The 26,525-nt window shown below is 64.6% G+C and carries 26 protein-coding genes; 10 read left to right on the top strand and 16 right to left on the bottom strand.

From position 1 onward, the window contains the following. The 9 genes from NLI84_RS15335 to NLI84_RS15295 form a co-directional block, all read right to left on the bottom strand. Positions 1–670 (bottom strand): MCP four helix bundle domain-containing protein (locus NLI84_RS15335; protein ID WP_255991534.1); only part of this gene is annotated, 670 nt, incomplete at its 3' end. Between the two features lie 26 nt (positions 671–696). Then, the gene (locus tag NLI84_RS15330) at positions 697–2,880 is read right to left on the bottom strand and encodes a chemotaxis protein CheA (RefSeq protein ID WP_308445832.1); all 2,184 of its coding nucleotides are present in this window, start codon (positions 2,878–2,880) and stop codon (positions 697–699) included. Between the two features lie 9 nt (positions 2,881–2,889). Then, complete coding sequence (locus NLI84_RS15325) at positions 2,890–3,216, bottom strand: STAS domain-containing protein (RefSeq protein ID WP_255991533.1); 327 nt, start codon at positions 3,214–3,216, stop codon at positions 2,890–2,892. A 120-nt stretch (positions 3,217–3,336) separates the two neighbouring features. Continuing rightward, entirely contained in the window at positions 3,337–3,705 is a 369-nt protein-coding gene (locus NLI84_RS15320) for a response regulator (protein ID WP_255991532.1), read from the bottom strand. A 34-nt stretch (positions 3,706–3,739) separates the two neighbouring features. Beyond that, complete coding sequence (locus tag NLI84_RS19310) at positions 3,740–4,792, bottom strand: methyl-accepting chemotaxis protein (protein ID WP_255991531.1); 1,053 nt, start codon at positions 4,790–4,792, stop codon at positions 3,740–3,742. A gap of 474 nt (positions 4,793–5,266) precedes the next feature. Next, complete coding sequence (locus NLI84_RS15310; RefSeq protein WP_255991530.1) at positions 5,267–6,712, bottom strand: ATP-binding protein; 1,446 nt, start codon at positions 6,710–6,712, stop codon at positions 5,267–5,269. Positions 6,713–6,718: 6 nt separating this feature from the next. Next, a complete protein-coding gene (locus NLI84_RS15305; protein ID WP_255991529.1) occupies positions 6,719–7,432 on the bottom strand; it encodes a response regulator in 714 nt (237 codons plus the stop codon). Next, positions 7,429–8,682 carry an ABC transporter substrate-binding protein gene (locus tag NLI84_RS15300; protein WP_255991527.1) on the bottom strand — a complete coding sequence of 418 codons (1,254 nt, stop codon included), beginning with the start codon at positions 8,680–8,682 and terminating at the stop codon, positions 7,429–7,431. Before NLI84_RS15300 ends, NLI84_RS15305 begins: the two co-directional genes overlap by 4 nt. 209 nt (positions 8,683–8,891) lie before the next feature. Then, positions 8,892–9,077 carry a hypothetical protein gene (locus NLI84_RS15295; protein WP_255991526.1) on the bottom strand — a complete coding sequence of 62 codons (186 nt, stop codon included), beginning with the start codon at positions 9,075–9,077 and terminating at the stop codon, positions 8,892–8,894. Between the two features lie 80 nt (positions 9,078–9,157). Between NLI84_RS15295 and NLI84_RS15290 the strand changes: the two genes are divergently transcribed. The 8 genes from NLI84_RS15290 to NLI84_RS15255 all read left to right on the top strand — a co-directional run bounded on the left by NLI84_RS15290 (position 9,158) and on the right by NLI84_RS15255 (position 15,567). Further along, positions 9,158–10,402 (top strand): ABC transporter substrate-binding protein, encoded by a 1,245-nt coding sequence (locus NLI84_RS15290; RefSeq protein ID WP_255991525.1) that lies wholly within the window; start codon positions 9,158–9,160, stop codon positions 10,400–10,402. A gap of 206 nt (positions 10,403–10,608) precedes the next feature. Beyond that, positions 10,609–11,523, top strand: coding sequence for a carbohydrate ABC transporter permease (locus tag NLI84_RS15285; RefSeq protein WP_255991524.1), 915 nt, complete (start codon positions 10,609–10,611; stop codon positions 11,521–11,523). A gap of 10 nt (positions 11,524–11,533) precedes the next feature. Then, on the top strand, positions 11,534–12,373 hold the full coding sequence (locus NLI84_RS15280) for a carbohydrate ABC transporter permease (protein ID WP_255991523.1): 840 nt from the start codon (positions 11,534–11,536) through the stop codon (positions 12,371–12,373). Positions 12,374–12,442: 69 nt separating this feature from the next. Beyond that, positions 12,443–13,564: an ABC transporter ATP-binding protein gene (locus tag NLI84_RS15275; RefSeq protein ID WP_255991522.1), complete on the top strand. Its 1,122-nt coding sequence runs from the start codon at positions 12,443–12,445 to the stop codon at positions 13,562–13,564. A gap of 104 nt (positions 13,565–13,668) precedes the next feature. Continuing rightward, positions 13,669–14,517: a transporter substrate-binding domain-containing protein gene (locus NLI84_RS15270; RefSeq protein WP_255991520.1), complete on the top strand. Its 849-nt coding sequence runs from the start codon at positions 13,669–13,671 to the stop codon at positions 14,515–14,517. 121 nt (positions 14,518–14,638) lie between these two features. Further along, positions 14,639–15,058, top strand: a complete 420-nt coding sequence (locus NLI84_RS15265; protein WP_255991519.1) for a hypothetical protein — start codon at positions 14,639–14,641, stop codon at positions 15,056–15,058. Further along, on the top strand, positions 15,055–15,210 hold the full coding sequence (locus NLI84_RS15260) for a hypothetical protein (RefSeq protein WP_255991518.1): 156 nt from the start codon (positions 15,055–15,057) through the stop codon (positions 15,208–15,210). Before NLI84_RS15265 ends, NLI84_RS15260 begins: the two co-directional genes overlap by 4 nt. A gap of 180 nt (positions 15,211–15,390) precedes the next feature. Further along, positions 15,391–15,567 (top strand): hypothetical protein, encoded by a 177-nt coding sequence (locus NLI84_RS15255; RefSeq protein ID WP_255991517.1) that lies wholly within the window; start codon positions 15,391–15,393, stop codon positions 15,565–15,567. 37 nt (positions 15,568–15,604) lie between these two features. Here NLI84_RS15255 and NLI84_RS15250 read toward each other — a convergent pair whose 3' ends face one another. The 3 genes from NLI84_RS15250 to NLI84_RS15240 all read right to left on the bottom strand — a co-directional run bounded on the left by NLI84_RS15250 (position 15,605) and on the right by NLI84_RS15240 (position 19,620). After that, a complete protein-coding gene (locus tag NLI84_RS15250; RefSeq protein ID WP_255991516.1) occupies positions 15,605–17,047 on the bottom strand; it encodes a hypothetical protein in 1,443 nt (480 codons plus the stop codon). Beyond that, entirely contained in the window at positions 17,044–19,122 is a 2,079-nt protein-coding gene (locus tag NLI84_RS15245) for a TonB-dependent receptor family protein (RefSeq protein ID WP_255991515.1), read from the bottom strand. The genes NLI84_RS15250 and NLI84_RS15245 overlap by 4 nt, the downstream gene beginning before the upstream one ends. A 129-nt stretch (positions 19,123–19,251) precedes the next feature. Continuing rightward, positions 19,252–19,620 (bottom strand): DUF2946 family protein, encoded by a 369-nt coding sequence (locus NLI84_RS15240; protein ID WP_255991513.1) that lies wholly within the window; start codon positions 19,618–19,620, stop codon positions 19,252–19,254. A gap of 182 nt (positions 19,621–19,802) precedes the next feature. Between NLI84_RS15240 and NLI84_RS15235 the strand changes: the two genes are divergently transcribed. Beyond that, positions 19,803–20,357 (top strand): NADPH-dependent FMN reductase, encoded by a 555-nt coding sequence (locus NLI84_RS15235; protein WP_255991512.1) that lies wholly within the window; start codon positions 19,803–19,805, stop codon positions 20,355–20,357. Between the two features lie 267 nt (positions 20,358–20,624). On the opposite strand, the gene tkt is transcribed toward NLI84_RS15235, so the two are convergent. The 3 genes from tkt to NLI84_RS15220 form a co-directional block, all read right to left on the bottom strand. Then, the gene (tkt, locus tag NLI84_RS15230) at positions 20,625–22,628 is read right to left on the bottom strand and encodes a transketolase (RefSeq protein ID WP_255991511.1); all 2,004 of its coding nucleotides are present in this window, start codon (positions 22,626–22,628) and stop codon (positions 20,625–20,627) included. Positions 22,629–22,794: 166 nt separating this feature from the next. After that, on the bottom strand, positions 22,795–23,781 hold the full coding sequence (locus NLI84_RS15225) for a sulfotransferase family protein (protein ID WP_255991510.1): 987 nt from the start codon (positions 23,779–23,781) through the stop codon (positions 22,795–22,797). Further along, positions 23,769–24,569 (bottom strand): aspartyl/asparaginyl beta-hydroxylase domain-containing protein, encoded by an 801-nt coding sequence (locus NLI84_RS15220; protein ID WP_255991509.1) that lies wholly within the window; start codon positions 24,567–24,569, stop codon positions 23,769–23,771. Before NLI84_RS15220 ends, NLI84_RS15225 begins: the two co-directional genes overlap by 13 nt. Before the next feature lie 61 nt (positions 24,570–24,630). Here NLI84_RS15220 and cysC point away from each other — a divergent pair, with 61 nt between their 5' ends. Next, positions 24,631–25,161: an adenylyl-sulfate kinase gene (gene cysC / locus NLI84_RS15215; RefSeq protein ID WP_255991508.1), complete on the top strand. Its 531-nt coding sequence runs from the start codon at positions 24,631–24,633 to the stop codon at positions 25,159–25,161. Here cysC and NLI84_RS15210 read toward each other — a convergent pair. Next, positions 25,158–26,483, bottom strand: a complete 1,326-nt coding sequence (locus tag NLI84_RS15210; protein WP_255991507.1) for a GGDEF domain-containing protein — start codon at positions 26,481–26,483, stop codon at positions 25,158–25,160. The genes cysC and NLI84_RS15210 overlap by 4 nt on opposite strands. Positions 26,484–26,525 lie beyond the last annotated feature (42 nt).

Below are 26,525 nucleotides of genomic sequence, written 5' to 3'. Positions count from 1 at the left end.
CCGCCTTGTCCGGCTCGCCCCCCACCTGGCGGGTGATGATGCGCGCCAATAGCAAGCCCATCAGTACCGATAGCACGAAGGCCACGACGATGAGGGTGAGGGTGGTCGTTCGCACCGCCTCGACCTGCGCGGCATTGCTGACGTTCGCCTCCTCGGCCTGTTTCTCGTTATCGGAGGTGATGCCCTCGAACACCGCCTCAAGCTCGCCCAGCTTCTTGCGTAGTTCGTGGTTGACGAGCTGAACCGCGTCATCGGCGAGGCCCTGCTTCATCAGCCCGTCAGCCTTGTCCGATAGCTGCAGATACTCGGGGAACAGCTTGTCCATATCGGCCCGTAGCTTCACCTCCGCCTCCGAAGGTTCGGTTTTGGCATAGATGTCCCAATACTTGCGGGAGCTTTCGAGGTAGCCCTTACTGCGCTGCACCGTGTCGGCGTAGGCCGTCGGGTCGTTCGCCTGCGTCATCGAACGCACGATGGTACGGCTGTGCAGCACGATAAAGAGCTCGGCGCGATCCAGATTGCTGATCGCCAGAAGATTGGTCTTGTAGATGGATTCGCCCGCGTCGCCAACCTTCTGGATATTGATCACGGCCCAGACGCCGATCAGCAGCGTCAACAGCGACGAAATCAGAAACGCTGCCAGCAATTTGGTGCCCAGTTTCATGCGCATGAACCACCCCATGGTTATCATCTCCCTTAACGATTTAGCTTTTCGTGTTGATGTGAAAGCAATGCAGTACTCGCACGCATCGTGCGTTGAACCAGGTGCGGTACGTCGAGGATCAGCGCCACGCGGCCGTCCCCCAGAATGGTCGAACCACTGATCCCCTTGACCCCACCAAACAGCAAGCCCAGCGGCTTGATCACCGCTTGGAACTCACCCAGCAGCTTGTCCACCACCAACCCCGCCCGCTGCTGGCCGTACTGCACCACCACCAGGCTCTCGCGCACATGCTCGATGTCCGGCAGATCGAACAGCTCGCGCAACCGCACGAACGGCAGTGGCTCACCACGCAGCTTGAGGATGTTGTGCCGCAGGTCATGGCTGCTGATGTCGATGCACTCGATCACGAGCTCGAGCGGAATCACGAACTGCGAATCGCCCACCATCACCTGGAAGCCATCGATGATGGCGAGCGTCAACGGCAGGCGGATCCGCACCGTGGTGCCCTGGCCAAGGCGGCTGACGATCTCCACCTCGCCGCGCAAGGCTTCGATGTTCTTCTTCACCACGTCCATGCCGACACCGCGCCCAGACAGGTTGGTCACCTGTTCGGCCGTGGAGAAGCCCGGCTCGAAGATCAGGCGGAAGATCTCGTTCTCGCTGAGCGGCTGGTCCGGGCTGACCAGACCACGCTCGATGGCCTTGCCCAGAATGCGGTCACGATCGAGGCCACGGCCATCGTCGGAGACCTCGATCACGATGCTGCCCGATTCGTGGTACGCGTTGAGCCGCAGCGTGCCCTCGATGGGCTTGCCCGCCATGACCCGGGCCTCGGTGCTTTCGATGCCGTGATCCATCGCATTGCGCACGATGTGCATCAGCGGATCGGACAGCTTCTCGACCATCGATTTGTCGAGCTCGGTATCGGCACCGGTGACCAAGAGCTGGATTTCCTTGCCGAGCTCGCGCGAGATATCGCGCACCACGCGTGGGAAGCGCTGGAACACTTCGCCGATTGGCACCATGCGCAAGGTGAGCGCGGCATCGCGGATCTGCTCGACCAGGGTGGAAATCCCCCGCGCCGCCTCTTCGAAACGGGTGTGCTTCTCGCGGTGCGCTACGAGGTTGGCGGCGGCGCCGGCGATCACCAGCTCGCCAACGAGGTCGATCAGCGCATCGAGCTTGCTGACCTCGACCTTGATGAACTTCTGCTCCTGGGTACGCTTTTCCTCGCCCTGCTTCTGCTTGGTGAGCGCGGCTGCGACCACCGCCTGCGGCACCTTGTCCTGTTCGACCAGCAAGGTGCCAAGTGGCTTGGCGGGGACCGGCTCGGCCGCCTGCTGCGCCAGCACGGTATCGAGCTCGGTCGCGGTCAGCGCACCGCCCTTGACCAGGATCTCGCCGAGCCGGCCAGCCGGTTCGGCCAGCTCATGGATCAGCGTGATGTATTCGGCGATCTTGCCGCGCGGCGGCAGGATGCGGATTTCACTGTCCTCGCGCACGAACTCGAACACGCCCTCGATGGTCTGGCGATCGGCGCTGGAGACGAAATCGATCTCGAAACCGAGGTAGCAGGCCTCCGGATCCATCACCAGCGCGTCGGGCAGGGCATCGGGCAGCGTGACGATGTGCACGATGGTGCCGATGGTACCCAGGTAGCGCAGGAAGGACAGCGGATCCATGCCGTTGCGCAGCACATCGGGCGAGAAGCGCAGCGAGAGATGCCAATTGTCGCTACTGACCGAGGCGCCCTCACCCTCGACTTCAATCTGTGCCGAGCCCGTACTGGCGCTTTGCACGGTGAGGGGCGCGGCAGCCGGGGAATCCACGCCGAGCAGCGCATTGAGCGCCACTTCCAGCCGGCCACGCCGGTGGGGATCAGGCTCTTCGGTTTCGCGACGGGCGGCGATGGCATCGACCAGTTCACCGATATAGTCGCCGCATTCGAGCAGCAGCGACAGCAGGTTGGCATCGAGCGGCAGGCTGCCGTTGCGCACCTTGTCGAGCACGCTCTCGGCGATATGGGTGAAGCTGACGATGCGCTCGAACGCAAACAGCCCGGCCGAGCCCTTGATGGTATGGGCGGCGCGGAAAATGGCATTGATCGCCTCATTGCTGGCGCCCTCGGCCTCGATCTGCATCAGCGCCATTTCCATGGCGGCCAAGAGTTCGCGCGCCTCCTGCACCAGCGCGTCGCGTGCGTCTTCCATATCCATGATCGAACCTCAGCGGCTAGCGTTGGGAATAAGCAGCGGATCGCCCAGCGTGCCCGCCAGATCCAAGAGTTCCAGCACCGAGATCACCGCGGCGCTGTGTCCGCTGTAAATCAGCGCGCGACCGAGCCGCGCCGCTTCGCGCTTGACCAGCAGCAGCAACTGCACGCCGGCGGTATCGAGCTCGTCGACCCCGGAAAGGTCGATGGTCAACGCCGGTCCACCCTCGCCGAGCGCGGCGATCAGTGCATCCTTGAGCGACGCGGCATGAAAGATGGTGAGTTCGCCATCGAGGCGGAACTGGGCGCCTTCACCCTTGGCTAACGTGGTCAGCGGCATGGCAACTCCCGAAACAGGAATGAGGCGTTGGCGCCTGTTAACGCCCTTGTCGCGACAGCACTCGGGGCAATGCCGGTGTGCGGCAAGGCGCAAGACACGCGGCAGTATTTGTAAACAGGTTCAGGGCAGGACCAGCTTGGCCACCGCGTCGAGCAGCACCGGTGGCTGGAAGGGCTTGAGCACCCAGGCGCGCACGCCGGCCGCCTTGCCTTCCTGCTTCTTGGTCTCGTCACCCTCGGTGGTGAGCATGATGATGGGTGTGAACTTGTAGTTGGGCAGTTGCTTGGCGGCCCTCACGAACGACAGGCCATCCATGTTGGGCATGTTCACATCGGAGATGATGAGGTTGTACTTGCGGCCGTCGAGCTTGCCGAGCGCATCGCGGCCGTCACTGGCCTCGACCACTTCGTAGCCGGCACTCTTGAGCGCGATGCCCACGGTCTGCCGCAGGCTGAACGAATCGTCGACGATCAATATGGTCTTGCCCATGAATCACCCTTGCTTGAGGAACCGGGGAGAAAACTCAGAAGAAATCGACCTGCGAGCTGGCCACACGGCTGCCGCCCTTGCCACCATGCGCCTGGCGCTGCTCCATCGTGGTGTAGGTACGCTCAAGCTCGGCCAGCCACTGCGCCCGCGCGGGCAAAATGCCACCGCCCGCGACGAAGGTCGTGAGCTTGTCCATGTCGCGCTGCACATGGTCGAGGATCTGGCTGACGCGATCCTGGAACTGCAGGTTGACGAGTACGTCCTGCACCTCCTGCTCGACGACGCGGCTCTCGCCCTCGAGCTGCGCCACGGTGCTGGCCAGATGGTCGGCCGCGCCCTGGAAACGCTGCAGCACCTGCCCCACCACATCCTTGGATTCGCCGATCATCGATGCTTCATCGGCCGACAGCCGCTGCGCGGTGGCGAGCGCGCCGCCGATGGTCTGGTTGATCGAATCGACCTTGCTGCGGATGCGCTTGCCGGTCTCGCCCGACATGTTGGACAGCTTGCGCACCTCGTCCGCCACCACGGCGAAACCCCGGCCCGCTTCGCCAGCACGCGCGGCCTCGATGGCGGCGTTGAGCGCCAGCAAATTGGTCTGGCCGGCGATCTCGGCCACGTCGCTCGCCATGCGCTTGAGTTCGTCGTTGAACTGGCCGAGGCCCTCGATTTCCTGAAGCAGCGCCTCACGGGCCGCCAGCACCTGTTCCAGCGCGTCGACGATACGGCCCAGCATGCCTTCGGCATCGTGGATCACCTGCATCACCTCGCCGCCCTGCCCGCCGCCGGCAAGCGCGACGGTGCCCGCCAGGCGCTGGTTGATGCCAGCAAAGCGCATGGCAAGGTTGTCGATCGCGTCCTGGGTCTGACTGCGGGCGAGCCCGACATGGCGATGCCACAGCGGCAATATCCCTTCCATGAGGTCAGCCAGCGGCGATATCGCTGGCTCCGGTATCGGCTCGTCGCGCAGGGTCTGAACCAAGGGTTGAGGTTGCGGTCGTGTCATCCACACAAGGGCGCCACCGAACAGCAGCCCCGCGGCCAGACCCCACCACCAGACGGCGGCCAGCCAGAGAAAGACAAGCAATTGAACCAGGGCGAGGACCAGGGCAGGAAGGCGCATTGTAGCTTTATCAAAAAAAGTTAATCGGCGATGCGGTGCACGTGCGCAACCGAGTCAGTGCTGGCTATCAACTTAGCCGCTCCCGCGCAACTTCCTAGCAGTTTATGGTTGGCTCGTAGGACGCATCGCGTCCGCATGGCAATGTGAATCACAATATGAACATGTACTAATATTTGCAGCAAATCGTCGCGCCGGTCTGCGGCACCAATGCAACACCAGGCCTCAGCGTGGCCAACAAACCCTGCTGTACGAGGTCGCGCATACTCGCGCTACGCTTGTACTGTGTGCGCCCGAAGGGAGTCCGATTTATCGCCCTTCAGGGTGACCGCAGGGAGTCCGGGGTCACCGCCCTTTCAGCGCGAGCGAGGCAAGCCCATCGCCTGCCAGGGCGTTCGCCCCGCTTGCCGGTACCGCTACGCTGGCTGTTGTTAGCCGCGGTTAACCAGGCCGGGCGCTTCGGGGCAATTTCAGGCGGGCGACGAGTCCGCCATCGGGATGATTGGAGAGGGCGAGCTCACCCCCGTGGGCATGAATGATATTGCGGGCGATGCCCAGCCCCAGCCCCATGCCCAGACTGTTGCTTTGTCGGCCATGTTCCAACCTGACGTAGGGCTGAAACAATGAATCACGTGCCTCGTCGGGCACGCCCGGGCCATAGTCGCGTATCGTCAGCTCGACGGTGTCGCCGGCCTCGGACAGCAGCACTTCGGCCCGGCCGCCGTACTTGACCGCGTTGTCGATCAGATTGGTAATGGCGCGCTTGAGTGCCAGCGGCTTGGCCTGCACGGTGATGGCGCCGCCGGCGAACGCCACTTCCTGCCCCGCCAGCTTGGCGTCGGCCACCAATCGCTCCAGCAATGCATCGAGCCGCAAGGCCGTGCGGTTCTCGTGGATGTCAGTGTCCTTCACGCTTTGCAGCGCACCCTTGACCATGACATCAAGCTCATCGAGGTCTTCGTGGAATTCGGCGCGCGTCTCGTCATCATCCAAGAGCTCGGTGCGCAGCTTGAGCCGGGTGATCGGCGTGCGCAGATCGTGCGAGATCGACGAGAACAGTCGCTCCCTATCGTCGATGAAGCGCTGGATGCGATCCTGCATCGCATTGAATGCGCGCGCGGTGGCCACGAATTCGCTGCTACCCGTTTCCGGCATCGCTTCGGTCAGTCCGCCGTGGCCGAAGGCCTGCGCCGCATCGGCCAGTTTGCCCAGCGGCTGGGTGAGCCAGCGCACCACCAACAACGACAGCAACAGCACCGACACCAGCGTGGCGAGCTGCAACGCCAGCCGGTCCATGGCCAGCGGGTTGTCGCTGTCGAGGAAATAGGGGTCAGGCAGCAGCGCGGCCAGGTACACCCATTCGCCGGGTGCGAGCTCGGCCTGGATCACCAGCACTGGCGCCGGGCGCGGCTTCACGATCAGGGTGTGCTGCACCCAGTCGTCGGGCAGATCGGACAGCAGCACGCCGTTGTCGCCCACCTGCAGGTCCTGCGGCCACGCGAGCGCGAGCCGATAGTCGACGAGCCGCGGCAATTCGCGCTTGAGCGTGGCATCGAGCGTCGTCAGCACTGCCTGGGACAACTCGGACTGCGCGATGGGATCGACCGGGATTTGCGCGGTATTGGTATTGACGAAGAAGCGCGTGCCGCCCATTTCGCGCAACTGTTCGATCAAAAGCGGGCGGTAATTGACGGGCAGGCTCTTGAAGAAGCGCACGGCAGCAGCGGCGGAGCGGCCCAGATGCTGGGCGGCGGCCGTTGCCTCACGCTCGGACTGGCTGCGTAACTGTTGCGCCCAGATCAGATTGGCGACGAGCTGGGTGGCGAGCACGCCCACCAGCATCACCAGCGTGAGCCGTCCCCACAATGAACGTGGCAACCAGCGCACAGCCTATCAGCCCCGCTCGGCGACAACTTCGGCCGAGAACACATAGCCGCTGCCGCGTACGGTCTTGATCAGCTGCGACTGGCGGCCATCGTCGTTCAAGCGCTGGCGCAGCCGGCTGACCTGCACATCGAGCGAGCGATCGAGCGGCCCCAGATCGCGACCGCGCGTTTCCTCGGCGAGGATGCTGCGATCGAGCACCTCGCCCGGGTGCTCGGCAAAGTACTTGAGCAGCTGAAAATCGAGGCCGGTCAGCTTGATCTCGACGGCATCCGGGTCGGTCAGCGTGCGCCCGACCACGTCGAGCACGTAGCCGGCGAAGCGGAAATAGCGCGGCGGCGCGGCGTTGTCGATGCCGCTGCGACGCTGGATCGCCTTGATCCGCGCCAGTAGTTCGCGCGGGTTGTACGGCTTGCCCAGATAATCGTCGGCGCCCATTTCCAGGCCGACGATCTTGTCGGTGTCGTCCGCGCTCGCCGTCAGCATGATGATGGGCAGTTGCGAGCGCTTGCGGATATAGGCGCAAAGCTGGAAGCCATCGGTATCGGGCAACATCACGTCGAGGATGACGAGAGACAGCTCGTCGCGATAGCGTTCGAACTCCTGCATGAAGCTGGCGCCATCCTGCGCCAGGCGTACCTCGAACTGGTTCTTCTCCAGGTAGGCCTTGAGCAGGGTACGGGTCTTCTGGTCGTCATCAACGATCAGGATCTTGCGGTTCATTTCGGGATTCTCCGGTTGCCCGTATCGTTCTGCAGCGCGCGTACGATGGTTGCCAGCCGCCGCTGCACCTCGATCGCCGTGACTTGGTCGTCGATGAAATAGCGATAGACCTGGGCAATGATGGCATCCTTCATCGCCTCGTCGGTCGCCATGCGGTGCACGATACTCGGCGCCTGCACCGCGCTGCCACGCCCGAAGGTCCGCCACGAATCGCGGCCGCAACTGTCGAGCACGCCCGGATCGATGTCGCGCCGGACCGGCACCGAGCCTTTGGCGCGATTGTAGGCCAGTTGCAATGGAATGCCCGCCAGTCGGCGTGCCATGGCCTCCTGCTCGCGCTGCTTGCCGTAGTTGCCCGCGAGCATGGCGAAGGTGTCGACGCTATACAGATGGACGCCTTGCGTACCCGGCACCGCGATGCAGGCGAACTCGTGATCGACGTCCAACCCCATGCTGACAAGCTCGCCGCGCGCCCAGTCGCCCATGATCCACATCGCCGCATCGCCGCGGGCAAAGCTGCGGGCCACCACTTCCCAGCTGCGTTGCACCACAGGCTGCACCATCCAGCGCTTCAGGCTGCGCAGGCGTTCCAGCGCGCGCCGCACGCGCGGGTCGAACCAGTCGTCCGGCCTGCGGCGCTGCAGCAACTGCTTGTAATGGACGACGCCCGTTTCCGACAGCAATAGCGCTTCAAACAGCGTGGCCACTTGCCACGGTTCGCTGCTTTGTGCCAGCGGCGTGATCCCCGCGCGTTGCAGCTGGGCGGCCACGCGCTCGAACTCGGCCCAGTTGCGCGGCGGACGCAATCCCTGTTCGGCCAGCAGCTGCGGACGGTAATACAGCGTATTGATGCGATGCAGGCCCACCGGCACGGCCAGCGTGTGCCCCTGCACCCGGATCAAGGACTGGATCGTGGGGAACAGCGCGTCATCCCAGTTCTCATCCGCCGCCACGTCATCGAGCTCGAGCAGCAGCCCCAGCTCGCCCCAATCGGTCAGCGTCGGCCCGATCAGCTGTGCGACATCGGGCGCATGGCCCGACAGCACGCGGCTCTTCAGTACCTTGAAGGCGCCTAGACCCGCGCCACCGGGAATCGCGGCGTCGCGCCAGACGATATCGTCGTCCTCACCCAACGCGCGCGCCAGCGTGTCCGCCGCCTGCCGCTCGCTAAGCGACGTCCACCAATGCAGCACGTCGAGCGCCTGCGCGGCCATCGCCGTGTTGATACAGAGCAGCAGCGTCAGGAACACGCACCGGCGTCCCCAGCAGTTCCCCGCCCTTCCCATTGCATTCATTTGAACTGGCATCCAATCCCGCCTGCGGCGCGGCGCCGAGCATAGCGTAATCATCCCGGCATATTTGTAACATTAACTTGCATTTTCTTGCACAGCATTGTGTTTGCATCAGAAAGTGCTGATACGCCAGCCGGCCCGGTCTTTCCCCCGCCCCTGCGGCGTGGTTAGCCAGCATTGACGGGGCATCCGTCGCGATCGATCCACTCACCAGGGTGGCTGGTGCCACCGCGGCCGTCATGCCAACCCAGGCCAATTGTAAAAAATTGCAACAACAACCCAAGCAACAATAACAAGAATCCTTTTAAATACAACAACATGACATAAAAACCCACAAAAAACCGATCGCGCATGGCGTCACATTCCCTCGAATGCTAAGTTGCATCGTCCCGCACTGATCCGCGGGCTCACCGGATCTGAGGAGAAACCTGCAATGAAGAACATCCGCTTGACTCAAGGCGCCCTGATCGCCGCCATGCTCGCCGCCGGCGCCGCCCAGGCTGGCACGCTGACGATCGAATCGTGGCGTGTCGACGACAAGGGCCTGTGGGAAGACGTGCTGATCCCGGCATTCCAGAAGAAGAACCCGGGCATCCAGGTGAAATTCTCGCCGACCGCTCCGACCGAATATGACTCCGCCCTGCAAGCCCGCCTGAACGGTGGCACCGCCGGTGACCTGATCACCTGCCGCCCGTTCGACAAGTCGCTCGATCTGTACAAGAAGGGCAACCTCGAGAAGCTCGACGGCAAGCCCGGCATGCAGAACTTCCCGGCCTCGGCCAAGGTGGCGTGGCAGACCGATGATGGCAAGGATACATTCTGCATGCCGATGGCCTCGGTGATCCATGGCTTCTTCTACAACAAGAAGGTCTTCAAGGATCTGAACCTGCAGCCGCCCAAGACCATCGACGACCTGCACAAGGTTTCCGATGCAGTGCTCAAGGCCGGCAAAACCCCGCTCGCGCTGGGTACCGCCGACCAGTGGGAATCGAGCCAGATCGTGTTTACCGGCATCGGCCCCAACTTCTGGAAGGGTGAAGAAGGCCGCAAGGCGTTGATCGCTGGCAAGGCCAAGTTCACCGACCCGCAATACGTCGCTGCCTGGGAAGAAATGAGCAAGTGGGGCCCGTACCTGGCCAAGGGCTACAGCGCCCAGACCTACGGCGACACGCAGAATCTGTTCGCTTCGGGTCGCGCCGCCATGGTCGCTGCCGGCTCGTGGGACATCGGCTACTACAACCAGCAAGGCGTTGATTTCGGTGCCTTCCCGCCGCCGGTGGCCAAGGCAGGCGACAAGTGCTTCATCTCGGATCACACCGATCTGGGCCTGGGCGTGAACAACAAGTCCAAGAACAAGGCCGACGCGCAGAAGTTCCTGGAGTGGGTTGCCAGCCAGGAATTCGCCGACCTGTACACCAACAAGGTCACCGGCTTCTTCTCGCTGTCCAACCACCTGATCGCCGTGAAGGATCCGGTTGCCAAGCAGATGATCGACTGGCGCAAGACCTGCGGTTCCACCATTCGCCTCAACGCGCAGATCCTGAACCGCGGCGAGCCGAACATGGAAACCGAACTGTGGACCGTCAACTCGGCCGTGCTGAACGGCAAGCTGACGCCGAAGGCCGCTGCTGAGCGTATCCAGAACGGTTTCGCCAAGTGGTACAAGCCGGCCAAGTAATTGGCCGCGTGCGGCGGCGCCCAGCACCGCCGCCGCACTCTGAGCAATGATGCTGCGTGCTGGAGCGCGGCGTCACGGCGCAACGAATGGATCTTCCTCTCCATTCCTCGTCTTGGCCGGTGGCCGCGCCGCCGGCCCTTTTTTTGCCTGTTGCGAGCGAGGTTTCTAAACCGAAGCCATCGCACCAAGAATTCGGAGTACCTGCCATGAAAAAGCCGCTACCCTGGCATATCGTGGTCTTTCTGGCCCCGGCCCTGCTGATCTACGCCGTGTTCAGCGCCTGGCCGCTGATCGACACGCTGCGTCTGGGCTTTTACACGACCAGCGAAACCGGCAGCCAGCACTTTGCCTGGCTCGCCAACTACCAGATGCTGCTGTTCGACTCGGATTGGTCGGAAAGCTTCTGGAATGCCATGGGGAACAACGTGCGGTTCTTCCTGGTGCATATGCTGATCCAGAACCCGCTGGGTCTGTTGCTCGCTGCCCTGTTGAGCATGCGTGGCGTGCGCGGCGCCAAGGTCTACCAGACCGTGCTGTTCCTGCCGACGCTGCTGTCGGTGGTGATCATCGGCTTCATCTGGCAACTGATACTTTCTCCGCTGTGGGGCGTATCGGAAACCATCCTGACCGCGATCGGCCTTGCCGACTGGTTCCAGCCCTGGCTGGGGCAGGAGGAAACCGCCCTCTACACGCTATCGATGATGTCGGTATGGCAATTCGTCGGCATCCCTATGATGCTGATCTACGCCGCGCTGATCGCGATTCCTGACGAAATCATCGAGGCCGCCGTGGTCGAGGGCGCCTCGGCCTGGCGCATTTTCTGGACCATCCGCGTGCCGCTGATCCTGCCCACGCTGGGCCTTGTCACCATCCTCACCTTCGTCGGCAACTTCAACGCCTTCGACCTGATTTACTCGGTGAAGGGCGCGATGGCCGGCCCCAGCTACAGCACCGACATCCTGGGCACCTATTTCTACCGCGCCTTCTTCGGCTACCAGAGCCAGCTGGGCAGCGCCACTTTGGGGGCCGCCGTCGCCACGCTGATGTTCCTGGTGATCCTGGCAGGCGTCGGTGTCTACTTCTTCTTCGTGCAGCGCAAGCTGCAGCGATTCTCGTTCTGAGGAGCCGGCCATGCAACACAAGGCAACCCGCTACGCCGGTTCGGCATTCACCCATGTGATCCTCGCCGGCTACTCGATCCTGGCGCTGTTCCCCATCGTGCTGATTGCGATCAACGCCTTCAAGGATCGCGCCTCGATCTTCGATTCGCCCCTGTCACTGCCCAACAGCGAATCGTGGTCGCTGATCGGCTTCGAAAAAGCGATGAAGAACGCGCACTTCTTCAGCTTTTTTGGCAACAGCATGATCGTCACCGTGACCTCGCTGTTCTTCATCCTGCTGTTCGGCGCGATGGCGGCGTGGGCGCTGTCGGAATACAAATTCCGCGGCAGCCGCTGGCTGCTGGCGTTCTTCGCCTTCGGCATCATGGTGCCGATCCGTCTCGGCACCGTGTCCATCCTCCAGATCATGGTGTCGCTGAACCTGGTGAACACGCTGACCGCGCTGGTCCTGGTCTATATCGCGCAGGGCCTGCCGCTGGCGATCATGATCCTGTCCGAATTCATGCAGCAACTTCCCAAGGAACTGAAGGAAGCGGCACGCTGCGATGGCGTGGGTGAATTCAAGATCTTCTTCCAGGTGATCCTGCCGCTGATCCGCCCGGCCGTTGCTACCGTGGCCGTGTTCACCATGGTGCCGATCTGGAACGACCTTTGGTTCCCGCTGATCCTGGCGCCAGGGGAGGAAACACAGACCATCACCCTGGGCGTGCAGCAGTTCATCGGCCAGTACGCCACCGACTGGAACGCTGTGCTCGCCTCGCTGAGCCTGGCCGTGCTGCCGGTGCTGGTGCTGTACATGTTCTTCTCGCGCCAGCTGATCCGCGGCATCACCGCGGGCGCCGTCAAGTAAAAACGCTTCCACCCGCTTCGAGAATGACGGGCGCTGCCGGATACGCAGCGCCCCGCAATGGAGACCACCATGTCCCACGTATCGCTGAAAAACCTGAAGAAGAGCTACGACGGCAAGACCGACGTGCTCGCCGGCATCAACCTGGAAATCGAGGATGGCGAATTCGTCGTGCTGGTCGGCCCCTCGGGCTGCGGCAAATCCACACTGCTGCGCATGCTGTCCGGCCTTGAGGCAATATCCGGCGGCGACCTGGAAATCGACCATGCGCGCGTGAACGACCTTCCTCCCGCCCAGCGCGGCATCGCCATGGTGTTCCAGAGCTACGCGCTCTACCCGCACATGAATGTGTACAAGAACATGGCGTTCGGCCTGAAGATCCACGGCGCGAGCAAGGATGAGATCGACCGCCGCATCAAGCACGCCGCCAGCATCCTCAAGATCGACCACCTGCTGACCCGGCTGCCGCGCGAGCTCTCCGGCGGCCAGCGCCAGCGCGTGGCGATCGGCCGCGCCATCGTGCGCGAGCCCAAGCTGTTCCTGTTCGACGAGCCGCTGTCCAACCTAGACGCCGCGCTGCGCGTGCAGACCCGGCTTGAGATCGCCAAGCTGCACCGCGATCTGAACGCCACCATCGTCTACGTGACGCACGACCAGGTCGAAGCGATGACGCTGGGCGACAAGATCGTGGTAATGCACGATGGCCACATCCAGCAGGCCGGCACCCCGCTGGAGCTATACCAGCGTCCGGCCAACCTGTTCGTCGCGACCTTCATCGGCTCGCCCAAGATGAACCTGCTCGAAGGCGTGGTCGCCGAAGCGTCCGCCACCGAGCTGAGCGTCACGCTGGCCGGCGGCCAGCTGCTCAAGGCCGAAGTCGACGCCAGCCGCGCCACCGTGGGCGATCGCGTCACTGTCGGCATCCGCGCCGAGCACCTGTGGGAAAACAACGAGGGCAGCGAGCGCTTCACCGGCACCGTCAACCTGGTCGAGCACCTGGGCGAGGCCAACTACCTGTACGTCACGCTCTCCACCGGGCAGGACATCGTGGTACGCGGCAATGGCGAGCGCGAGGTCGAGCTGGGCCAGACGCTCAATATGTCGGCTCCTGCTGCGTCGTTCCATGTGTTCGACCGCGATGGCCAGGCCTTCCACCGCCTCAAGCCAGGCAACCTGCGCTCATCCAAGGGCTGAACGCGGTTTTTCTGCGTGACTAAGGGCACCCAGGCGGTGCCCTTTTGCTACGCACCCGCCGCGTATCGATCACGATGTGGGGACAGGCCAACTACACTGCAGCCATGTATCCGCTTCGATCCATACTTCTGCTGCTTTCCATGCTGCTCGGCGCCGGCCCGGCCCATGCCGTGCTGCGGATCGCCGTGCCGCACGATGTGCTGGTCGACTACGAGAGGCTGGTTGCCGGCCGCAGCGTCGCCAGCATCCGCGACTACCACGGCCCCGGCGCGCGGCGTGATACGGTCGAGCTCATCCTGTTCCAGCAGGCGCTGCGCCTGGGCGGCGAGCACGAGGCGGTGGAATTCTCCACGCTCAATAGCTACGCCCGCATCCTGCAGGAAGTGGAAAGCAGCAACATCGTCGCCGGCGGCACCTCGGTGTGGGCGGCGGACGTCATCGACCGCCCGATCCGGCTGTCTCGAGCGCTGATCGAGGACGGCGAATACGTGGTCGGGCTCTATGCCTGGAGCGGCAACACTGCCGCGCTCGCTGCCCGGCCGGCTGAGTTCTCGCAAAAGACTGCGATCACCAACAAGGCATGGGCCAATGATTTGGCCACGCTGCAGCGCCTGGGCTTCACCCAGATCGAGAGCGCGCCGACCTTTCCTATGATCGCGCGCATGCTCAAGGCCGGCCGCGCCGATATCACGCTGGCGTCGTTCAAACCCACGCCAGACCTGGCTTTCGAGCTTGAAGGCATCAAACTGCTGCCGCTTCCCGGTTACAAGGTGGCGATGCCCGGCAGCCGCCACTTCCCCATCGCCGCCACGTCCACGGGCCAGCGCGTCGCCCGCGCGCTCGACATCGGCCTCTCAAGGCTGCGCGCCGAAGGGCGCATCCGCCAGGCCTACGAGGCCGGTGGCTTCTTCAACAGCCGCGTCGCCGACTGGAAATTGCTGAACCCACGCTGAGCGACCCGGCACGGAACGGGCAGCGCCATAGCCAGGCCGATCCGCCCCAACTACACTGCTGCGGCCGCATCGCCCCCCACACCAGGCGCCAAGCCCCTACAGTCCAAGCCCATCCCCACCCATGCCACGACGCTATGCCGCCATCGCAACCCTGTTGCTGTTGTTGTCCTGTCTGGGCGTCACCGCCTGCAGCTGGCCGCAGTATGTCTCTGCCGCGGAAATGATCGCGCAGATGAATCAACGCAAAAGCATGGCCTCAAGCCACTACAACAAGCTCTGGTACCAGGGTTCGGCAGGCGATTACCACTATTTCAAGCATATCCGCGGTTATTTTCTCGACGAGGCCTACTTTAAGGTCCCAAGCGCGCAACTGCGCGTTCCGGAGCCAACACCGTACAGCTCGGACAGCGAGCGCTGGTCGGAAGTCGTCCGTCTGGGCAAGGTTTGGCACGCGGCCACCAAAGACGGCGCCGCCGACGGCTGGAGCAGGCTGACGTGTGAAGCTCCGAGTCACTGGCGCTGCCTGGAGCTTGAACTGTGAGCGCGGATCAAATGCCCGATGAAAACCGCATGTTCACCGGCCGTTGCCTGTGCGGCGGCGTGCACTACACGGCGCACATCTTCGTGGGTTCGAAAGCACCGTGGTTCGAGATCACTGACGCGCTGCCACAACACGCGGAGTTCGGCGAATGAACGAGCAACACCAGCAAGCCGTTACCCCAGTCTGGCGCGCGATCGCCAGGCGGGTCGCGCTCTACGCATCGGGAATCTTGACCGGGTTAGCGCTTGCGCTGAGCACGCCGTTTGTCCTTGGGGGAAATAGATTTCCAGCGGGTGCTCGATGGTCGGCCACCCCGCTTCGCGGTAGCGGCAATGGCCGCGTCGGATGGCGGCACGACGTTGTATACCGGTTGGGGATATCTGTTTTATCTCCACTACGCTTTTGCTAGCGAGGACGGAAAACAGTGTGAAGTCGGGCCGGAAGTGATCTACATCCTGCCGATCACGATCATCGAGAACCACCGCAAGACCCGGCTCCAGCCCTGCTGATGGTCGCGGCCTGCCTGGGAACGCAAGCCGCAACCGTTCAGACGACGCGCCGTCTCCTGCGCCACAGCAGGATGCCCGCCACCGCCGCCGCCACATTGGCCGCGGCGAAGCTCGCCAGGATCAGGTCGCGCGGCGTCTTGCCGAGGCCATCGAGCCAGTTCCATTTGTGCACCATGGCAAACACATAGCCCTCGTTGCGATCGGCGTCCTCCACCCGCGTGGAGAAGGCACCGGTGGAGGGCTCCACATACCAGACCGGATGTCCGGGCGCGGCGAAATCAACGCGGTAGACCGGCAGGCGCTTCTGGAAAAAGCCGTATTCGCCGCCGAACTGAGTCACGAAGGCGACCTCGGCAACAGGTGCATTCGGCGCGCCAGCGGCGCGCGCCAGCTGGATGGCGTGGCGACTGGCGGTGTCGTCGGGCAGCCAATCCTGCCCACTGTAATAGCGCGGCAGCGACGACTTCGCGGCGTGGTCGTGGTGATGCGCATGCTCGCCGCCCGCCGGCATCGGGGCCGCGCTCGCCAGCCACAGTGGCTGGCCGGCGAGCGCTACCGCGACCAGCGAGGTGACGCCTTCGGGCACTGCGGCGAGCGGCGCCACACCGGGCAATGCCGCAACAGCCGGCGCCGGCGGATTGGGCCGGGAGAACCATAGGTGGATCAACCCGCTGCTCGTCAGCAGCAGGCCAGCAAGCCCGACAGTGACGGCCAGCGTGCGATGAACGCGCCTCCCGCCAGGCTGGTTGGCGCGCAGGGTGCCAGCCCGCCAACGCAACGCGTACAGCGTGAAGCCACCGAGCAGCGTGATGAAGGCCGTACCGACCAGCAGGCTGATGCCCATCTGCTTGGCCGCGCCATTGCCCGCCCAGGCCCAGCTGTGCACGAACACGAAGATGGTCGACAGCACGCGCTTGCTGTCATTGGTCAGCGCCGCCAGCCGTGCGCCGTCGGTATCGACGAAGGCGGTCAGCCCGTCGCCCCTGGCGAAATCGACGCGCCACACCGGCAAGAGTTTGTTCATCGGCAGGTAGTCCGGGCCGAAGCGGGTGAGCGGCTCGATCCGGGCGATCGCACTGACCTTGTCGCCGGCATAGGCACGGGCCAGCCGTTCCGCCTCGCGTCGATCGCCGCCGGCCAATTCCTGGCCGTTGCTGGCGTCGTACCAGCGCACCTGGCCATCGCCCTGCACGCGCCAGGCCGGCGTTGCGCCCAGCATCGTGAGCCGCAATGCACGCAGCTCGCGCGGCAGCGGCGGCGCCACCGGCTGTAGCGTCGCAGGCAGGCTGGCAGCCTCGGGCGCGCGAGCCGGGCTTGGCGACAAGGCGGACATCACCGGGTGCATCACACCGGTCGCACCCCACAGCAGCACAGCGATGAAAGCCGGCCAGGCGAGCCAGCGGTGCCAGCGGATCAGCCACGGCGGCACGGTGCGACTACGGGTGGCGCTGGTCGCCATGATTGGTTCACGTGCGCTCATTGCCCTGCTCCTCCGAAACGATATCGGGCGCCGACCAGGAAGGTGCGTGGCGCGCCGGCGGTGTAGGTGTCCTGCATCTCCGCGTTGCGGACGCCGACGCCGGTGTAGGTGGACGCGGCGATCTCGGCGTAATGCCGGTCGGTGAGGTTGCTGATCGAGCCCCACAGCTCCCACTGCTTGAGCTGCCAGCTGGCACGCAGGTTGAGCAGCGTATAGCCGTCGTAGCGCTCGGTATTGGCGTTGTTCATCCAGTAACCGCCGACGTATTGCGCCTCCAACGCGATGCGGGCGGCCTCGACCGGCTTGAAGCCGAGTTCAGCATTGGCGATCCAGTTCGGCGCCGCCGGCATGTCTCGGCCGCCATAAGACAGCGTGGGCGAGGCCTGGTAGTCGACGAATTCGTGACGGGCGTAGGCGCCGGTCAGGCGTGCGTCCCAACGTGCATCACGCCAGGCGGCACCGAACTCGACACCGGTATGGCGGGTCTTGCCGGCGTTGCGCGGCTCCGAGCGGCCGGGCTGGGTGCTGAAGTTGACCACCTCGTCGTGACCGGTCAGCTGGTAGACGGTGGCCTCCAGCGCAAGGCCCGCCAGCGGTGCGGCGCGTACGCCGAACTCCAGATTGTCGAAGGTCGACTCTTTGAGATCGGGTGCATCGAGCGACGAGAACAACGCGCTGACTTCAGGGGGCGTAAAGGCGCGCGACGCACTGGCGTAGACATTGATCGCGTCGCTCGCCTGCCAAGTGAAACCCAGCCGCGGCGAGTATGCCGAAAAGGTCTTGTCCTGGCTGGGCGCGCCGGTCTGGCTTGAGGGCGTGAGGCGGTTTTCGTAGTCGTAGCCGATATGGTCGTAGCGCAGGCCGGCCGACAAGCGCCATGCCGGCGCAACCTGCCAGTGCGCTTCGCCATAGGCGGCGCTGTTGTCCAGCATCACCTCATAGTCGCGGCGCAGGCCCAGTCGCGTATAGCTGGTGTACTGCTGCGTGGCCGGATCACGGACCACGGCCAGGTTGTATTCGGTCTGCTCGTCCGGGCTGCGCTCGAAAGTCAGCCCACCCACCAGCCGCCAATCGGCCAGCGTCTGTTCGTGTCGTGCGTCGATGCCGTAGGAGGTGAAGCGGTTGTCGGTGGTGCGGCCCGAGGCCGTGGTCGGACCGGTATTGAAGATCAAATAGCTCGGCAGCTGCTCGGTGCGGTTGTCGCGCAGGTACAGCGTGGCGGTGCTGGTGCCGCCCTCGTTGAAACTGCCCGAGAGCTGGGTGGTGGCGCGCAGCGCATCGACCTCGCGATAGGTGAAGGTCTGCTGGCTGAAGCCCGGATCGCCCGCGAACTGCGACGGTGTCAGGCTGCCGGCCATGTCGGTGTACAGGTGATTGGCGGTGACAGTGGTCTTCCATAAGGTGTCGCCGAACCATTTGTCTACCCGCAAGGTGCCGCCTTCCTTGTCGAAGTCGGCATAGTCCTGCCAGTCCGAGCGGCCGCGCCCCATATAGCCGGCAAAGCGGGCCGCAAGATCGTCACGGCCGCCTTCCAGCACCACGTCGCCGCGCCAGTAGCTATGATCGTCGCCACGCACGGCCACCTCGCCGCCGAACCCCGGCCGCGGCGCGCGGGTGTTGAAGTTGACCGCGCCGCCGACGGCATTGGCACCGAACAGGCTGGAAGCCGGTCCGCGCACCACCTCGATGCCATCGGCACCGGGCAGGTTCACTTCGTACAGCGCGTTGTGGTTGAAGATGCCGACCGGGCGGATCGGAACGCCATCTTCCAGGAACTGGTAGTAGGCGTTGTACGTCATCGGCTGGCGGATCGAGAGGTTGTGCTGCTCGTTGCCCAGATTGGGCATCAGCACACCCGGCGTCTGGTTCAGCGCCTGGCCGATGAAGGTGGGCTTCAGCTGCTCCAGCTGCTGCGCGTTGACCACGCCGACGGCAGCGGCGGTGTCCTTGAGCGCAGCGCCGCCGCGCTCGGCGGAGACGATGACGGTCTCGAGCGTGCTGTCGGCGGCGTGCGCGCAGCTCGAGGCGACGGCGAGCGCCAACGCGCGCACCGCCAGATTGGGACGGCAAAACATGGTATTCCCCTGCTCGGCCTGGGCCTCGGCGGGCCCGGCCATGATCTGGTGGGCCACCCACAGGCAAGCAATGCCGACACACGCGAACGCGGCGCAGCGGCAAACTGGGGCGGCAACTGGAACGTCAGATCAGGCGCCGGGTGGGCCTTGGGCAGGGGGGTGATGGTGTTCAGGCTGGCTGTCGGAGAGCGCCACCGTCACCGCTACGGGCGGCGGGAGATGCGTGGCCAGCGGCACCACCTGCGTGCTGCTGGGTAGCGGCAGCACGCCGTGCGCCGCCTGCGCCGCGCAGATCGGGCAGCTCTTGACCAGCGTCTGGCCGTCGTCACCGTGCTCGCCCAGTGGTACCACCTGTACCTGCTGGCCCACGCTCGAGCACATGGCGAGCGCGAGCGTGCCGCTGCTCACCGTGCCGGCGTGAACCAGCGGCAGCAGCAGGTGCAGGGCCAGCGCGATAAGGGCGAACCAGCCGTAAAGGGGACGACGCAAGCGGTGCATGACGAAGGGATGAAAGTGGTAGCGTGATGGTATCCGGTTTGAGACCACTGCGCGCTTGTCGCCGATGGCAGCGTCGCGCTACAGCCACACGCAGCCGCCGGGCGCGCGCCGGGCAATCTTCACATACCGCCCGCACGGGCGTGCTCTAGGCTGGTTCGACCCAACACCCACCGGAGCATTCCATGACCCGCATCCTCGGCATATCGGGCAGCCTGCGCGCCCAGTCCTACAACACCAGCCTGCTGAAGGAAGCCCAACGGCTGGCCGGCCAGGACGTCGAGTTCGAGGCCGCCACGCTGCATGGCATTCCGCTGTACGACGGCGACGTGGAAGCCGCCGGCATGCCGGCCGCTGTCGAGGCGTTGAAGGCACAGGTGATCGCGGCCGATGGCGTACTGCTGGTTTCCCCCGAGTACAACAACGGCGTGCCGGGCGTATTCAAGAACGCGATCGACTGGCTGTCACGCCCGCCGGCCGACAGCGAAAAGGTATTCAAGGGCAGGCCCTTCGCCGTGATCGGCGCCTCGCCCGGCGGTTTCGGCACCATCCTCGCGCAAGCGGCATGGTTGCCCGTCCTGCGCACGCTGGGTGCCCAGCAATGGGCGGGCGGGCGGCTGATGCTGTCACGCGCCAACCAGGCGTTCGACAAGGATGGCACGCTGCTCGACGAGCGCACCCGCGAGCAACTGCGCGCGTTTGTCGCGGGCTTTGCCGAGTTTGCGCGCAAGGCGCGTTGAGAACCTCTGCACCTGGCTGCCGTTATCTGTAGACCGACTGACATCAAGAACCCGGCAAAGCCGGGTTCTCAGCTGTTCAGCGCAGCGAAACATCGGTTCTCCCTGTTCGCCCCCCCCGCCCGCTCTGCCCTCCCAGACTCGTCTGGTCGTCGCCGCCGCGAGGGAGCCTCGCTATCGCTCGTCAGTGGCTCTGATTCAGCCTGATATCCAGACTCCAAATAAAACGGGCAGCCCTGAGGCTGCCCGTTTCACATCAAGCGGTAGTGCTTACTTGATGATGGCCTTGGCGCGGGCCACGGCGTTCTCGACGGTGAAGCCGAATTCCTTGAACAGCAGCGGCGCCGGAGCGGATTCGCCGAAGCGATCCATGCCCAGCACGTCGCCTTCGAGGCCAACATACTTGCGCCAGAAGTCGGACACGCCCACTTCGATCGCCAAGCGTGGCACGCCGGCCGGCAGCACGCTGGCCTGGTAGGCCTTGTCCTGCTTGTCGAACACATTGGTCGACGGCATCGACACCACGCGCGAAGCGATACCTTCGGCTGCCAGCGCTTCGTGCGCCTTCACGGCGAGATCGAGTTCCGAACCGGTGGCAATCAGCACAACCTTGGGGTTCGCCGCGTCGCGCAGCACGTAACCCCCCTTGGCGATGGCGGCAATCTGCGCGTCGTTCCGGGTCTGGAACTGCAGGTTCTGGCGGGTGAAGATCAGCGTCGACGGGTTGGTCTTCTGCTCGATGGCATGTGCCCACGCCACCATGCTTTCCACGGTGTCGGCCGGACGCCATACATCCATGTTCGGGATGTAGCGCAGCGTGGCGGTCTGTTCCACCGGCTGGTGGGTCGGGCCATCTTCGCCTACACCGATCGAATCATGGGTGAACACGAACAGTTGCGGGATCTTCATCAGCGCGGCCATGCGCAGCGCATTGCGGGCGTATTCACTGAACATCAGGAAGGTGGCGCCGTACGGACGATAGCCGCCGTGCAGCAGGATGCCGTTCATGATGGCGCTCATGCCGAACTCGCGCACGCCGTAGCTGATGTAGTTGCCCGACAGCGAGTTGTCCGGTTCGCGGGTCAGCGTCACGCTGGTCTTGACGTTGGTCAGGTTGGAACCGGTCAGATCGGCCGAGCCGCCGAGGAATTCCGGCAGCGACGGGGCGTAGGCGTTCAGCGCGTTCTGCGAGGCCTTGCGGGTGGCCACGGTTTCGGCCTTGGCGTTGGCTTCGGCGACCGATGCCTTGACCAGGTCGGCCCAGTTGGCCGGCAGCGTGCCCGCGTTGCGGCGCTTGAATTCGGCGGCCAGTTCCGGGAACTGGGCTTCGTACTTGGCGAACAGGCCGTTCCACTCGCCTTCCCACTTGGCGCCCAGTTCCTTCTTGTCCCAGCCGGCGTACACATCAGCGGGGATTTCGAACGGGCCGTGGTTCCAGCCGATGGCGGCGCGGGTGGCGGCGATTTCGGCATCGCCCAGCGGCGAGCCGTGCGAATCGTGGCTGTCGGCCTTGTTGGGCGAACCCTTGCCGATGATGGTCTTGCAGCAGATCAGCGTCGGGCGCTGGGTTTCCTGCTTCGCCTGTTCGATGGCAGCCAGCACGGCTTCGGTGTTGTGGCCGTCGATGGAACGGATCACGTTCCAGCCGTAGGCTTCGAAGCGGCCCGGGATGTCTTCGGTGAACCACTTGTCGGTGTGACCATCGATCGAGATGCCGTTGTCGTCCCAGAAGGCGACCAGCTTGTTCAGGCCCCAGGTGGCCGCCAGCGCGCAGGCTTCGTGGCTCACGCCTTCCATCATGCAGCCGTCGCCCAGGAACACCCAGGTACGATGGTCAACAATGTTGAGGCCCGGCTTGTTGAATTCCTGACCCAGCAGTTTTTCGGCAAGTGCAAAGCCAACGGCGTTGGCGATGCCCTGACCCAGCGGGCCGGTGGTGGTTTCCACGCCTTCGGTGTAGCCGTATTCCGGGTGGCCCGGGGTCTGGCTGTGCAGCTGGCGGAAGCTCTTCAGCTCTTCGATCGGCAGCTTGTAGCCGGTGAGGTGCAGCAACGCGTACTGCAGCATGGAGCCATGACCATTGGAGAGGACGAAGCGGTCACGGTTTGCCCAACGCGGGTTTTGCGGATTGTGGCGGTAGTTGCCCTCGCCCCACAGTGCCAAGGAGATCTCGGCCATGCCCATCGGCATGCCGGGGTGACCGGAGTTGGCTTTCTGGACGGCATCCATCGCCAGAGCGCGGATGGCGTTGGCGAGATCGGTACGCGTTGCCATGGGGAATCCTCAGTGTTGATGATGTAAGACGGGTCGCGGCGCATGCGCGCGAAAACGACGCATTATCCCGACTCGTCGGCGCGCGGACAACATAAGTGCGCGCAAAACCATTGGGGTTATACGCCAGGGCGCCATCGCCAGCCTTGCGCTGCCGCAAACCCGCCACTCATCGGCTAAGGCGCGCCTCGCTGCGCAAGGCCTCCAGCGCAGCGTAGGGCTGCGCCGCCCAGCGTGCCACCGCGTCGCGCACCGCTGCGCCCGCCTCGGCACGCTTGTCGGCGCCATCCGCGGCAAACGCCTGTTGCGGGTGCTTGGCATTGCGCGTGCTCGCGGCGCGCATCTGCTCGACCTGCGCGGCGTCCACGCCGAGCAGCGGCGCGAGCTCACCCAGTACCACGCCAGGCAGCTCGGTATAGTTCACCGGCCGCATGGCGCCGCTCGCGCATTCGGTCAGCCCCGCCTGCAGGATGCGGCCTATCACCCGCGCGATGTACTCCACGCGCGGCAACGTCGCTGGCAACTCCTCCCACATCGGCGAGACGCCGATCAGCCCCGGCACCGTATGCACGCCGGGCTGGCGCAAATGCGAGACGACGATCTCGATCGGATCGCGATAGAGGAAGATGGCCGGCACGCCCGGATACGCCGTGCGCAGCAGATGCGCCTCGGCGATACTCCAGGCGTCAAGCTTGAGCACCAACCGGGTCTCGCTGGCGCGCCGGGGCCGCCCCAGCGCCGTCACCAGCGCGCGCAGGCCGTCGATCTGCGCTGCTTCACTCAGCCCGGCATCGTGATAGCGCGCGCGCAGCAACTGGTCGATCGGCATCGCCTCGGCGTAGACCGCATGGCTGGGCAGGGTGGCGAGCATCTGCGCGATCAGCGTCGAGCCACAGCGCGACGCGTGATAGACCAGCGCGGTAAGCGGCGCCTTGGGATGATCGCTTGCCGCTAGCTGTTCCAGCGTGCAGCCCGGGCGCAACGCCTGGTTGAACGGCAGGCGCAAGGCATCCTCGACGCTGTCCCGATAGAACGGTGCATCGAGCGGCGTGGCGCCGAACCAGGCCCAGTCCAGCCGCCATTGCCCGGCCGAATCATGCGCACGGATCGGCAACCAGCCCGGCTGCGCCAGGAAAGCGGGACTCAGACTATCCATTGCGCCATCCAGTCGCGCCGACCACGCCGCATTGCGCCGACGAGATCGGCTTCGGTGAGATGAAGTCCGTACTCTGCCGCCAGTTGTAGCGTCGCGGCACGGAACGCTGCGCCATCGGTGATCGCCGCCAGCCGCGTGACCAGAACCGGATCGGTGACGACGGCAGCGCGCAGCCGCGCCAGCTCGCGCTCGCCGCGTGCCGGCTGGGATGCGGGGGTATCCGACAGGCCTGCCGCGATCGCTGCCAGCAGTGCCGGGCCACGGCGCACGTCGACCACCAGGTGGACCCGATCGCGCGCGCTGTCGTTGTCCACGCGATGCGGCTGCGACAGATCCAGCATCCAGCACTCGCCCACCCGCAACGGCATCACCCGGCCCGCGACGCAGAATTCGACCGCGTCGTCGGTCTGCAGCGGGATATGCAGGCGCAGATCACCCAGCGGATCGCCCAGATCGGGATCGGCATGCTCCAGGATGCGCGAGCCGGGTGCGAGCTTCAGCAGCCTGGCGCTGCGCACCGTTCCCGGCACGGCATCGAGCACGGCCCGCCAGCCTGGCTGGGCGTGCAGCAATGGCGTATCGACCACCTCCTCGTCGCGCCCAGGCGGCGCCAGCGGCGTATGGGCCGCGGCGGGGGCGACGAGTGCGGCGCCGGACCAGCTACCAAGGTAGTAGCCGGTATTGAAGTGCTCGGTCCACGCGTCGTGCGGCACCGCGACGAGCAGCGCTGACAGCAGGTCCGCATCGAAACGCGGCGGCAGGCGGGCAGCAAGGGGCAGATCCGTCATAGGGATGACAATGGGTTGGCGTTGCCGCATTCTAGGCGGGTTTTCCGCCAGCCCGCCAACGATGCCCGCTTCGCCACCCGCGCTGTTGTTTACCGGCCTGCCCGGCGCCGGTAAGTCCACGCTCGCGTTCGCGCTCGCCGCCTGGCTCGAACGGCAAGGCCGGTCGTGCCGGGTACTGGATGGCGACGTGCTGCGCGCCGGCCCCTGTGTCGACCTGGGATACACTGATGCCGACAGGTTGGAACAGGCGCGGAGAGCGGGCGCCATGGCGGCCGGCCTGCGCCGGGAAGGGCATATCGTGTTGCTGGCGCTGGTCACGCCGCTGGCAGCGCATCGTGCCGCATTGCGTAGCATGTTGGGCAACGGGCTGATCGAGGTCTGGTGCAATCCACCGCGCGCGATCTGCGAGGCACGAGACCCCAAGGGACTGTACGCCGCGGCCCGAGCCGGCACCCTGCGCGGCCTGACGGGGGTTGATGCGCCATACGAGGCTCCGGCAGACGCCCTGATGCTCGATACCGATGCATTGGCACTCGAAACCTGCCTCGTGCGCCTGCTGGCCCACTGCCCGGCGCTGGGCGTCCCACCCTAGGCGCCGGCCGATTCGACCCGGTTGCGGCCAGCCTGTTTGGCGCGATAGAGCGCGGCGTCCGCCCGCTCCAGGCAATCCTGCACCCGCTCCAGCTTGAGCTCGGCGACCCCGAAGCTGGCCGTCACGGAATCTGCATGCGGCCATCGCGCAGCCGCCAGAGCGCTGCGCAGCTTCTCGGCCAGTTGCACTGCCGCCGGCAGCGTGGCATCGGACAGGATCAGCAAGAACTCCTCGCCCCCCCAGCGCACCAGATGATCGTGGCTGCGCGTCGCCGCAAGCACGATGCGCGTGAAATGCACCAGGATTTCGTCACCTGCCGCATGGCCATATCGATCGTTGATCTGTTTGAAGTGGTCAAGATCGATAAACAGCAAGGACATCGGCCGCCCGTCCTGTTGCGAGCGACGCGAGCCGTCATAAAGCAGGTCACGCGCGCCTGCGCGATTTAGCGCACCGGTCAACTCGTCATGGTGCGCCACATGCTCCAGCTCCTCGCCCTTGATCTGCAGGCTCTGATTCAGCTCCGCCAGATCGCGTTCGCGCTGGCGCGCCAATACCAAGGCCCCGCGGGCACGTTTGAACGCCATGGCCAGGTACACCAAGGCCGCCACCAGCCACAAAGCGATGATGAAAAGCCGCAGCTGCGAGGCCGGTAACCACTTGCCGCGAAACTCGATGGACCGCAGCACGATGCGATACGGACCGGGCTCGATGATTTCGCCGGTGGCCAGCTCAATCTTCACCACATGGCGCAAGTCGCGCTGGGAATGCTCGAGCGGCAGCTTCATTTCCTCGGCCCACCAGCCAGCCACCGTGAAATAATCCAGACCCACGGTGAGGCCTTGCGGGTAGCGCTTGGGATCGTAGGACAGCTGGTTGACCTTGTTCGAGACGGGCTTGTCCTTGCGCGAATAGGCCGGGTCATAATTGGACAGGTAGACCCGGACGCGCTCGCTGCGGCCCTGATAATCGATATCCAGCACCACGGTATCGAACACCGAGAGATCGATGCCCTTCTGCGGCTCCCCGATCTCCAGCGCAAGCTCGCAGTACGGCCACTGGTACTTCATGCGGATATCGCACTCGACGCCCACGCCATCCGGGGTGCGTATCAGCCGGGAGGTGGAGGCTCCGCCCTCGCTGCGATCATCGATGGCCACGGCCGGCACCTTGCTGCTCGCATCGAACCGCAGGGTGCGATTCATGCCAAACGCGTGCCACGCCAGCAGCAGCAGCGTTACCGCCATCAAGCCAGTCACCATGACGACAAAACGGTACGGCCCGTTCCTTCCCCAGACTGCTTGCTTACCACCCTCGCTCATGGCCCGACTCCTTCAACCCAGGCCGTAAGCTAACCTCCCCAA

The organism is Chitinolyticbacter albus (assembly GCF_024437655.1).
GTDB classification, from domain to species: Bacteria; Pseudomonadota; Gammaproteobacteria; order Burkholderiales; family Chitinibacteraceae; genus Chitinolyticbacter; species Chitinolyticbacter albus.
Note: the sequence above shows the minus strand (reverse complement) of the source record. Positions and strands in the feature narration are given on the sequence as shown.

Excerpts from the sequence above, each read along its gene's own strand:
- NLI84_RS15235 (WP_255991512.1), top strand. The coding sequence starts at position 19,803 with ATGACCCGCATCCTCGGCATATCGGGCAGCCTGCGCGCCCAGTCCTAC.
- NLI84_RS15250 (WP_255991516.1), bottom strand. The coding sequence starts at position 17,047 with ATGAGCGCACGTGAACCAATCATGGCGACCAGCGCCACCCGTAGTCGC.
- NLI84_RS15240 (WP_255991513.1), bottom strand. The coding sequence starts at position 19,620 with ATGCACCGCTTGCGTCGTCCCCTTTACGGCTGGTTCGCCCTTATCGCG.
- NLI84_RS15325 (WP_255991533.1), bottom strand. The coding sequence starts at position 3,216 with ATGCCGCTGACCACGTTAGCCAAGGGTGAAGGCGCCCAGTTCCGCCTC.
- NLI84_RS15270 (WP_255991520.1), top strand. The coding sequence starts at position 13,669 with ATGTATCCGCTTCGATCCATACTTCTGCTGCTTTCCATGCTGCTCGGC.
- NLI84_RS15265 (WP_255991519.1), top strand. The coding sequence starts at position 14,639 with ATGCCACGACGCTATGCCGCCATCGCAACCCTGTTGCTGTTGTTGTCC.
- tkt (WP_255991511.1), bottom strand. The coding sequence starts at position 22,628 with ATGGCAACGCGTACCGATCTCGCCAACGCCATCCGCGCTCTGGCGATG.
- NLI84_RS15285 (WP_255991524.1), top strand. The coding sequence starts at position 10,609 with ATGAAAAAGCCGCTACCCTGGCATATCGTGGTCTTTCTGGCCCCGGCC.
- NLI84_RS15320 (WP_255991532.1), bottom strand. The coding sequence starts at position 3,705 with ATGGGCAAGACCATATTGATCGTCGACGATTCGTTCAGCCTGCGGCAG.
- NLI84_RS15210 (WP_255991507.1), bottom strand. The coding sequence starts at position 26,483 with ATGAGCGAGGGTGGTAAGCAAGCAGTCTGGGGAAGGAACGGGCCGTAC.
- NLI84_RS15290 (WP_255991525.1), top strand. The coding sequence starts at position 9,158 with ATGAAGAACATCCGCTTGACTCAAGGCGCCCTGATCGCCGCCATGCTC.
- NLI84_RS15305 (WP_255991529.1), bottom strand. The coding sequence starts at position 7,432 with ATGAACCGCAAGATCCTGATCGTTGATGACGACCAGAAGACCCGTACC.
- NLI84_RS15255 (WP_255991517.1), top strand. The coding sequence starts at position 15,391 with ATGGCCGCGTCGGATGGCGGCACGACGTTGTATACCGGTTGGGGATAT.
- NLI84_RS15280 (WP_255991523.1), top strand. The coding sequence starts at position 11,534 with ATGCAACACAAGGCAACCCGCTACGCCGGTTCGGCATTCACCCATGTG.
- NLI84_RS15225 (WP_255991510.1), bottom strand. The coding sequence starts at position 23,781 with ATGGATAGTCTGAGTCCCGCTTTCCTGGCGCAGCCGGGCTGGTTGCCG.
- NLI84_RS15330 (WP_308445832.1), bottom strand. The coding sequence starts at position 2,880 with ATGGATATGGAAGACGCACGCGACGCGCTGGTGCAGGAGGCGCGCGAA.
- NLI84_RS15245 (WP_255991515.1), bottom strand. The coding sequence starts at position 19,122 with ATGTTTTGCCGTCCCAATCTGGCGGTGCGCGCGTTGGCGCTCGCCGTC.
- NLI84_RS15220 (WP_255991509.1), bottom strand. The coding sequence starts at position 24,569 with ATGACGGATCTGCCCCTTGCTGCCCGCCTGCCGCCGCGTTTCGATGCG.
- NLI84_RS15275 (WP_255991522.1), top strand. The coding sequence starts at position 12,443 with ATGTCCCACGTATCGCTGAAAAACCTGAAGAAGAGCTACGACGGCAAG.
- NLI84_RS15295 (WP_255991526.1), bottom strand. The coding sequence starts at position 9,077 with ATGCGCGATCGGTTTTTTGTGGGTTTTTATGTCATGTTGTTGTATTTA.
- cysC (WP_255991508.1), top strand. The coding sequence starts at position 24,631 with ATGCCCGCTTCGCCACCCGCGCTGTTGTTTACCGGCCTGCCCGGCGCC.